Origin of the sequence: Halorubrum amylolyticum, assembly GCF_004114995.1 — an archaeon.
GTDB lineage: Archaea > Halobacteriota > Halobacteria > Halobacteriales > Haloferacaceae > Halorubrum > Halorubrum amylolyticum.
Map to the genome: position 1 here is coordinate 41759 of NZ_SDJP01000017.1, position 8727 is coordinate 50485.

The window sequence follows — 8727 nt, forward strand, 5'->3', positions numbered from 1 at the left end:
AAAGGGTGGATTGTGAGCGGTGTCGGCTGCGGTTAGTCGGTCTCTTCGGTGTCGTCATCTGGGTCGTAATCGGCTGGGGCGTCCGCCTGATGTGGAGAGTCGATTCCGGGCTTGAACAGCCAATCGAACCCATCGAAATAGCGATAGGCGTTCCCGGTCCCGCTCGTTTTTGCGTCTTTCAGTTCGTCGGGGAGATGCCCGCCGATCACCGACCGGACTGGCGCTGGGTACTGGGACTGGCCTTCGAACCACGGCGCAAGCGCTGCTTCGAGGTCGTCGTAGGTCAGCTCGGGCCCGTCGCGCTCGACGATGAATTCCTCACAGAACTGCTGTACCCCCGCTTTTTGACTCTCGGTTTTGTCGGTGGTCTCCCAGTCGGGCCGGGGATCATACACCCGCAGCTGGTCCGTCTTCTCGTCTCGGTAGGCGACGGTGACGAAGTCGAGATAGCTCAGCGCAATCGAGACATGGGGTTCTCGGATCTGCGTCCAGTCGGCGAGGAATGCCTGCTTTTCGCTGTACTCCATAATGACCGTCCCGTCGGCAGTTTCGACGCGATGAGTTCCATCGTCAGTCTTCCGGTAGTACCCACACTGCGTCTCGCTCGCCTCTGTACTCGTTGCCGTGGTGTCATCCTCGGTTGGCTCTGTCGGCCACTCGAAGGTACCGACATCATCAGTTACGGGCCCGCGGGTCAGTTCGCCGTCGTCATCACGGACGCTGATCGTCTGGCCTGCGACCCGGTAGGTTGTGTTCCCGTCGCCGGCCCGAACAAGTGCTCGCCCGTCCGGCGACCGAACTGGATCTGTTCTGTTGTATGTGATGATGCCGTTGTCCTCGGTGTATTTATACGGTTTATCGAGATGGCTGTAGCCCCGTTCGACGTCCTCTTGATTGTAGACGAAGACGACGTGTCGGCCGGCTGCGTACGCCCGCTCGGCGTTGATGAGCGTGTTCGAGCCCTTGGAGATGTTTTCGTCTTCACACTCGATGGCCACGATGTCTGAGTCAACCTCGATGCCGAGGGTCTCGATCATGCCATCGACGGCTGTGAGTCGCTCATCCGGCACCGAATCAGCGTTTTGATCGACTTTGTGAATCTCATCACCGCCCTCAGTGAAGGCCCGGATAGTGTACTGTTCGAGCGAGCCATGGCCGGCGCCGCCCTCGTTTGCGACGGCCGTCTCGTCCGGGGCCGCGTCCGCCAGTCCTTCCCCAACGCCGAACTGACTGGGCGTTTCGATTGTAATCGGCTTCACCGAGTTGAATACCGGCGCGGACCGGCCCTTAACGGCACGCCAGGGGTTCGTCTCCCACCGCTGGGTGACCGTCCAGACGAACGGGAGCAACTGCGGCTCGAACAGTGAAACCCATCCGTAGCGACTGAATTCGTTTTTTAGTAGGGGTTCAGTACTTGTGTCACCGTTCAGGAGTCGTCGATGTTCTTTCTTCCCGAGAACGACTGTTCGGACCGTCTCTGCGTGCCGGCGGATTTCCGAACGCGGGTTGTACTGGTTAGCCAGCGCGTAGTCGTATCTGGCCTCGTAGCTATCAGGTCCGTCGATGGTGTGGGTGTAGTTGGTTTTCCAGTAGCGGTTCGCGAGGACAGGATCGTGGTTCGAGACGAGGTTTCCATTCCCGAAGACTCGTTCGAGGTCGGTTGGTTTGCCGTCGGCGACGAGTTTGGCGAACCCGCGGTCGCCGACGTAGTTGTCCTTTGGGCGGTAGGTTGCGAGCCGCACTGACATGTTGTAGCTGCCGTCCTCGCCGGCGACGATCACCTGATAGATGAACGGGTCGTGGCCCTCTCGGAGCGCCTTGAACAGCTCCTCGAGCGGCTTTGCTTTGGTGTTGCCTGGGATCGGCCGGTTCCCGTCTTCGATCGAGTAGAGTCGCGTCGTTGTGACGTCGGTGACCCCGACCGGTTCGAGATCGAGGTGGCCGACTTCCACGTTGACCGATTCGGGGTAGCGGCGCTTGACTGCCTGCGTGAGGACGCTTAGCGGCCGCGAGTAGAGCTCTTTGGTGAAGTCGTCGAGAGTTGATTGCGTGTCGCTGCGGCCATCAAGTGCGAACGGGCGCGGGTGGAGAACGAACTCCAAGCCCTGGGGCCCCGGGAACATGAGGATCTCGACGCTCTCAATGATGGATTCTCCACAGACATCGCTCAGGACCCACGTGAGAACGCCGTTGATTGCTGCGGGGAGTTCCTCGCGTTTGGCTGGATCCCGTGGGAGCCGGATTCGGAGGGCGTTCTTGCGTTGGGTTGGCGCGCCGGTGAGATCCGGGACTTCCGTCTGACCGTCCGGGACGTGTTCTGGTGGCGGTAACTCGTCGTTGTGGTTCGTCGGTCCCGATTCGTTGGTCGGTTGCTTGGGTTGGATTGACATGGTGGTGCGCCGACTGCGTCGACGTGTGTGCTACTATTGGCCCGTAGTCGGCTAAGCAAATCCAGCCGATTTGATGGATCCTTTCGTCAAAACTAGGCTGAGTTGGGGCGGATCGTCAGGGATTTATATACTGTATCAAGGAAATCGCGATAGTGATGGCGTCACACGACGACAGGGATCGTGGTATTCTCACAGCTACTGATCGCGAATGGCTCCGCGAACAAACGGATGGATCGACCCCAGGGACCGCCAATCAGCGTGACTACCAACGTCGGCAAGCAATTCAAGAGCGTGTGACGAACGCGCTTCGTGATTTTCAACTGCTCACGGAGGAGCTTCCTGAATCACTGCTCCGTGATATTCTCGTCGGCCTTCGTCATGAGGGTGCCTACCCAGACAGTCTCTCGTACGGGATCGCCTTTCTGTATACGCTCGCGAATGAACAAGAATACCTCCAACATGCCATTACCACGGGTCACGAGGCTGGCGCCCACCGATTTCTCACCTTCGAAACCGCTCTCGCTGACGGTGTAACAACAGCGCGAGAGTATACTGACTGGTTCAACTCCCCGAACTCAGATGTGTCCCCACGACAGACTCTCTACGAGATACCTCCAACTGAAGAAATCAGTATCGCAGATATGTATCACCAATGGAGAGAATACGGGAACTGGACAGACCCAGAAACTGGCGAGAAACTCTATGAATCTGGACGCTATCCACCCTCCGAAGCAAGACAAATCGCGCTTGCAAATATCCACGCAGCAATCGCAGACATCCAAACTGAAGATGGGCCACGAAAACTGTCTGTCCCATCTGAGTTCCAACATCTCGTTAACGACAATTGAGATACAACGGGTGAGCAAGCCTCTTCAGATTCGTCTCGACATAGCAGTAAAATTCTCAATTCCGTTGGTTTTGTCGGCGCAAACACGCTATTCGACTGACTCAGTCCAATGTGGGGACAAATCCTTACCGAACTCATTAGTGGGTTGCTCACCGTGAAGCCATGTGATTTGCTCATTAGCGAACCCATGCTGTGGGACTAAAGCAGTCTCAGTCGATCACATCGGGTTTGAGTGAAAGTGTCTGCTTGGGAAGGGTGTGGAAGCTACCGAAGCAGACAGCGAGATAGAAGAAGAGCACCTCCTTAATTTTGTCGTCAACAGCCTCAACGAAGAGCTTGCGATAGATCTCGACGAGAACGTCAAGGTCACGACAGAGACGTTGTACGAGGTCCTCGCCGGCGCCAGCGCCGGCGGGACCTCGATCAATCACGTCTGCGAAACGACCGAGGACTCGCCACACGCCAACACCGTTCGAGGACATCTCACCGAGCAGTTCGAACTTGACTCCGTTGAGGCGGTTGGGGACACGCTACTTCAACGAGATACGCTTGAGACGCTTCCAGATCGACCGGTGGAGGTCTGTGCAGACCTCCACCTCGACCCCTACTACGGCGATGAAGACGAAACAGAAGCGCTGTACTTCTCACAGGCGAAACGAGGAACCACAACGTTTCACGCGTACGCGACGCTGTACGCGCGGGTACGCAACAAGCGGTACACGCTGGCGGTGCGCCAGCTTGTCGCTGGCGACACCACCAGCGACGTCCTTGGTGAGTTTCTCGAACTCCTCGACGGCCTTGACCTCGGCGTCAAGGCCGTCTATCTCGATCGCGGATTCTACAACAGCACCTGTCTTGGGCTGTTGTCCACGCACAACTACGCCTACGTGATGCCGATCGTCAAGTGGGGTGAAACGATCCAAGACGAACTCAGTAGCGGCTGGAGCCGCGAGATCGAACACGATCTCGCCGGCAAGGTAACGTTCCCTGTGTTCATCGACTGCGTCTACCAACAGGGACGATACGACGAACACGGGGTGGCGCGTCACGGCTACGCCGCTGACGCGCCGTTTATCGACACACCACGGGATGCCCGAGAACACTACAGCAAGCGCTTCGGCATCGAGTCGAGCTACCGATTAGCCAAGCAGAGCCTCGCATTCACCAGTTCTCAGGACGCTGGGCTACGGCTGGTGATGTTTGTGGTGAGCCTACTGCTCCAGAATAGCTGGCGGTATCTACACTGGCGGTACGTGGCGGCGCCCCGCCGCGGGGGGCGCCGCCTCTGGAGGTGGCCGTTCACGGAGTTCTGTGAGATGGTGCTGCGGGCCGCTTGGACAGCGCTTGGTGTACGTAGGTCCATTCCAGCGAACCAGCCACTCGACAGCCGATTCTTCCGGTAGCTGTCCACCGATTTAGATAGCGGTCGTGAGTGACGACACTGTCGCGTCGGCGGCAGTGCGCCGCCGACAGCGACGGTCCATCCTGAAGATCACACTCACCAGCGATTCGAAGACGCGCCACGACCAGTTCCATCTGATTCATCGCCATCAGACGAGATTACGCGGCTGTCGATGTGATCGACTGAGTCTGGGCTAACGGCTCTGAAATCCTCAGAAAGTGATAGATTCTGCCCCGGTTGTGGTCAGTACAGCTGAAGTACAGATAGCTAGACAGATTGACAGTAGTTGATAATGCGGGTTCGTTATTTAGGAGTATTCATGGAAGTAGATCGTTCGGGAGATACTGCGAGCAATCGACCGGGATCGCTTCCCATGCTGCCTGAATCGCTTGATACCCTGTCCAGCCTTCCCCTCGAAGCATCTCGCCACAGGCCTGACAAAACTCCGCTACAGTACACTTTCCCTCGTCTAGTAACAGATACAGCAAAAACGTAGGAGCAACTGCCTTCCCAGTTGCCTCTTCTGCGTCATCGAATACTCGATTAATGGCCCGACGCCCGTGCGTATCCATCAAAATAGCGAACCGATACAGCTCTGTATGCTGTTCGATTTCCATCTTCACGGACTTCTCCCCAGCATCCTCCCCATGCGGTCGAGGGACACACGGAACGACCGTAAACGGCTTCTCCTCTTCGTCGAACGGCTCAAGTGCCCTCTTGCTCCCATCGTGAACCCACCGCTCTCTCGTCCCTTCAGGCGCGTACTCAGACATCTCCCGAACGTGGCGCTTGAGTTCGTGATAACACACGTTAGTCGTCGTCAGCCGGATATTGTCCGTAATTCGAGACCAGAAACACGTGTTCGCTACAGCGATTAGTGCGTCTGTATCAACAATAACTGGATGGCGGACATCATCGTCCACCATCTTCACTTCTGGAAAACTCCAGTCGTATCAAGCTCCGTAGCCTCCTCGAAGGCCTCCCTCTCCCGCTCAATCTCTTCCAAGGCACCATCAAGAAGGATCTCTGCAACCTCCTCAGAAAGCTCTCCCTGCTTGTATCGCTGGTGGAGGGTGATCTTCTCCTCCTCCGAGAGGACTTCTCGGAGTTTCTCTTGAAGACCCTGTCGAGCAAGCTCACTAATGTTGATCCCACCAAGGCGCATCTGATCGACAATCTGAGTCGCCTTCTTTTCAGTTTTCCCCCGAAACTGGATCTTGTCGTTGTTTGTGGCCATCTTACCCTACATTCTCTCTCCACCCTCATAGATGTTGTGACGTGCCATCCATGTCAGTACAAATTCTCAATAGTCAATACGCAACTCTCATCGGCCGGCTAATTCAGGCGAGAATATGTCTGAAGGAGAGGATTTCAATCCCCATACAGGATTGTCTATGTGCGTCGAGATCGCTTGGCGGATGAAAGTGCCGTACCGGCTTACTGGTGGTTTCATTCGCTGCCTCGCGGCCGAACCTAAACTCTAGTCCATCCTCCCGATAGTGGTATTTGTAGTCTCCATTCTCCCACCACTGGATGTCAAAGTACCCACCTTAACCAACATAACGACCAATTCTGTTGGTTAACTTTCGTCGAGCCGAATGGGCTGCGGTCCGGTACTGGCTCCGTTTGTATCCCTCGAATTGGGTGCGAGGGAGGTGGGTGAGAGTGATGCCCAGCGCTCTCTCGCACTGAAATGAAACAACCAACGAGATCGATGCGTGTGGCTCTGCCCCCGTTGACGGCGACACTATCGACGTGGGGTCCCGTCACACGTGTACGAGTTCCAGTTGTATCGAGTCACGCAGCGCTTCGGCCGCGAGAACCCGAACAATGGCCGACAGTCGGCCACCGACGAGCAGGTTCTCAGTCACCATCGAACCCCAAGGAGGCACAGAAACAATGAGCGACGACGAGTTCCGACAGGCTGTCCGCAACGCTTGGGGCGACGCGTGTCTTGTCTGTGGGCGGTCTCCCGAGGGCTGGCTCAACACCACCAGCGGCGAGCGGCGGCAAGACAAGCTCTCGCTCCATCATCTCAACGGAGATGACACCGACGATCGCGTCGCCAACGTGATCCCGCTGTGTCAGAGCTGTCACGTCCATATCCACAAGGTGGACAAGCCGCCCTACCGGCAGTGGCACCGGCAACTCCCGATCGAACACCGTAACGCTTGGAATACGCACTATAAGGAGTACTACGAGGGGCCGCGTTTGACCAGTGAGGAGGCAGAACGGCTGTTCGGCGACGACGACGGCACGCCAGAAAGCGAGAAGTATCGCCAGCACGAGCCCTCACCGGCTGCCGACGGCGACGAGCCTGTGGAAGCTACGTCGGACGCTGCGAGCGATCAGGGAGAAATTCCGAACTCGTCACCTCGTGACGACGAGCCAAGCACTGCGACTGAGACGGACGGTAGTCCGGAGTCCACTCCTGGTACAGGATTGATCGGTGTCACGTTCGTTCCCGCGAGGTCGTCACGTCGTCGGATCCGGTTCGTCGAACGCGACGACGGACCCGGCTGGTGGCGGATTGACGACGAGTGGACCGGCTGTCGCTGGCGGCCAGTTGGTCGTGAACCGGTCACTGATGTCGAGCGTATGGGTGGGAGTGGCTTCGACGGGGAGTAATTCAGTGAGATAATAGTTCGACAGAATTCCAGATACACATTCTTTCTTTGAGAAATATATACTTGAATTGACATTTTTCGCCTTTTGTAGTAACAAATAGTTACACGTCATAACATATATCTCCCTCTACATCGAACGGTAGTGTATGAGCGGATCAAGCTATGATAAGGTGATCCAGTTCCGTGCCGGAGCCGAAAAAGAGGCCGCGGAACTCCTTGATGAGATTCATATCGGTGGCGTCAACGTGAGCGAACTCGCTCGCGTCGGCTTGGCCGAAATGCTCCGGCAGTCATTAGATGAACAGGACAAGATCGCGGTCTACGAACGATATAGTCGTGATGAGATTGGTGAGGATGTGGCTCGTGTTCTTCTTGGTGAAAAGCTCGATAGAATGGAAGAAGAAAACAAGTCGTTCGAGGCAGCTATGGAACGAGACACATCTGAATTTCTGACGGGACGCAATGGCGAGTGAGGCTCGCTATCCGATACTGGCAGATACGAGTTCCTTGATCGCGGTTGCGAACACGACTCAGTGGGAACTCTTGAAAGACACCATCCACCTCACAACGACAAATGTCTGTAAGCACGAACTTCAGAACCACGTCGACTCAAACAAGTACCCTGAACAAGGCAGCCGTGGATACTACGTGAAGCACGGAAGCCAGCGTGTTCTTGAGCATCTAGACGAAGACTCGTCGCTGTGGTCGTGCGTAACTATCGTTCCTCGCCCGCATGGGCCAGACGCAGGCGAGGAATCGCTCAAGCAAGAACTTTCTGAACATGCTTCTCCGTATCCATCCGTTGTAGTTTAGCGGCGCGTTGAGGCGGTGTTTGTGCGGATAGTTGACCAAGACGGTGTTGAGTCCAATCGCTGATGAAGTGTGATCGGAGAACTGAACGGATGTTCTTCTGTCTCGGATGATGAGATCTGTGTCACTCTCTGAAGGCGGCGCACTCACTCCGGTGAGTGCGTCGCCGATCCAGAGCTGTCACTACTACCAACGTCTGAGCTGACCGGCTTGTCAGGCGAGTTTCTACCAGAACTCGCCTGACTCAACCTGCTCACGTAATCTTGCTCGATGTGGATTTGGATCCCGTGACGACCACAACAGCAATTCGTCGAGATCTGGCAGTTCATACCCCAGATCTAGCATCAGGTACAGTTGGACCAAGTGTGCGTGACGTTCGAGCGCGTGAGAACACCGACGGCGTGGGAGACGCGTCGACGACGCCGCTGCGTCGTCGTCGCTTCCCTGCCGCTTTGCGTCTAATTTGCGGAGTTCATCCACAATAACGCGGCTCATCAGCAGCGAGAGCGCCGCTACGATGATCAGCGCTTCAATAATGTAGGGATCCGTCGTATTGATCTCATCAAGACCGAAGCGCGATTTGAGTTCCTTGAACAGCAGCTCAATCTCCCAGCGCGCCCGATAGAGCTGTGCGATATCGGGCGCGTGGTA

8 protein-coding genes are annotated in these 8727 nt (G+C 56.3%); 4 read left to right on the forward strand and 4 right to left on the reverse strand.

Annotated elements, in window-relative coordinates; genetic code table 11:
• Nucleotides 1-32 precede the first annotated feature (32 nt).
• On the reverse strand, nt 33-2390 hold the full coding sequence (locus tag ESO89_RS12030) for a hypothetical protein (RefSeq protein ID WP_128905732.1): 2358 nt from the start codon (nt 2388-2390) through the stop codon (nt 33-35).
• Nucleotides 2391-2545: 155 nt separating this feature from the next.
• On the opposite strand from ESO89_RS12030, the gene ESO89_RS12035 reads away from it, so the two are divergent.
• Together ESO89_RS12035 and ESO89_RS12040 are read left to right on the forward strand one after the other, a co-directional pair.
• Nucleotides 2546-3238 carry a hypothetical protein gene (locus tag ESO89_RS12035; RefSeq protein WP_128905733.1) on the forward strand — a complete coding sequence of 231 codons (693 nt, stop codon included), beginning with the start codon at nt 2546-2548 and terminating at the stop codon, nt 3236-3238.
• A 256-nt stretch (nt 3239-3494) separates the two neighbouring features.
• The gene (locus ESO89_RS12040; RefSeq protein WP_122107030.1) at nt 3495-4640 is read left to right on the forward strand and encodes an ISH3 family transposase; all 1146 of its coding nucleotides are present in this window, start codon (nt 3495-3497) and stop codon (nt 4638-4640) included.
• A gap of 316 nt (nt 4641-4956) precedes the next feature.
• Here the strand turns inward: ESO89_RS12040 and ESO89_RS12050 are convergent, their stop codons facing one another.
• Together ESO89_RS12050 and ESO89_RS12055 are read right to left on the reverse strand one after the other, a co-directional pair.
• Complete coding sequence (locus ESO89_RS12050) at nt 4957-5565, reverse strand: hypothetical protein (RefSeq protein ID WP_241686215.1); 609 nt, start codon at nt 5563-5565, stop codon at nt 4957-4959.
• A 2-nt stretch (nt 5566-5567) separates the two neighbouring features.
• Entirely contained in the window at nt 5568-5876 is a 309-nt protein-coding gene (locus tag ESO89_RS12055) for a hypothetical protein (protein WP_128905734.1), read from the reverse strand.
• Nucleotides 5877-6538: 662 nt separating this feature from the next.
• Here ESO89_RS12055 and ESO89_RS18790 point away from each other — a divergent pair.
• Nucleotides 6539-7267: a hypothetical protein gene (locus ESO89_RS18790; protein ID WP_206731758.1), complete on the forward strand. Its 729-nt coding sequence runs from the start codon at nt 6539-6541 to the stop codon at nt 7265-7267.
• 145 nt (nt 7268-7412) lie between these two features.
• A complete protein-coding gene (locus ESO89_RS12065; RefSeq protein ID WP_128905736.1) occupies nt 7413-7739 on the forward strand; it encodes a hypothetical protein in 327 nt (108 codons plus the stop codon).
• Nucleotides 7740-8301: 562 nt separating this feature from the next.
• Here the strand turns inward: ESO89_RS12065 and ESO89_RS12075 are convergent.
• On the reverse strand, nt 8302-8727 hold a 426-nt coding region (locus tag ESO89_RS12075), incomplete at its 5' end, for a transposase (protein WP_164932792.1).

What these genes read in the sequence shown, in the direction of transcription:
- ESO89_RS12030 (WP_128905732.1), bottom strand. Translation starts at nt 2,390, where the DNA reads ATGTCAATCCAACCCAAGCAACCGACCAACGAATCGGGACCGACGAAC.
- ESO89_RS12050 (WP_241686215.1), bottom strand. Translation starts at nt 5,565, where the DNA reads ATGGTGGACGATGATGTCCGCCATCCAGTTATTGTTGATACAGACGCA.
- ESO89_RS12035 (WP_128905733.1), top strand. Translation starts at nt 2,546, where the DNA reads ATGGCGTCACACGACGACAGGGATCGTGGTATTCTCACAGCTACTGAT.
- ESO89_RS18790 (WP_206731758.1), top strand. Translation starts at nt 6,539, where the DNA reads ATGAGCGACGACGAGTTCCGACAGGCTGTCCGCAACGCTTGGGGCGAC.
- ESO89_RS12065 (WP_128905736.1), top strand. Translation starts at nt 7,413, where the DNA reads ATGAGCGGATCAAGCTATGATAAGGTGATCCAGTTCCGTGCCGGAGCC.
- ESO89_RS12055 (WP_128905734.1), bottom strand. Translation starts at nt 5,876, where the DNA reads ATGGCCACAAACAACGACAAGATCCAGTTTCGGGGGAAAACTGAAAAG.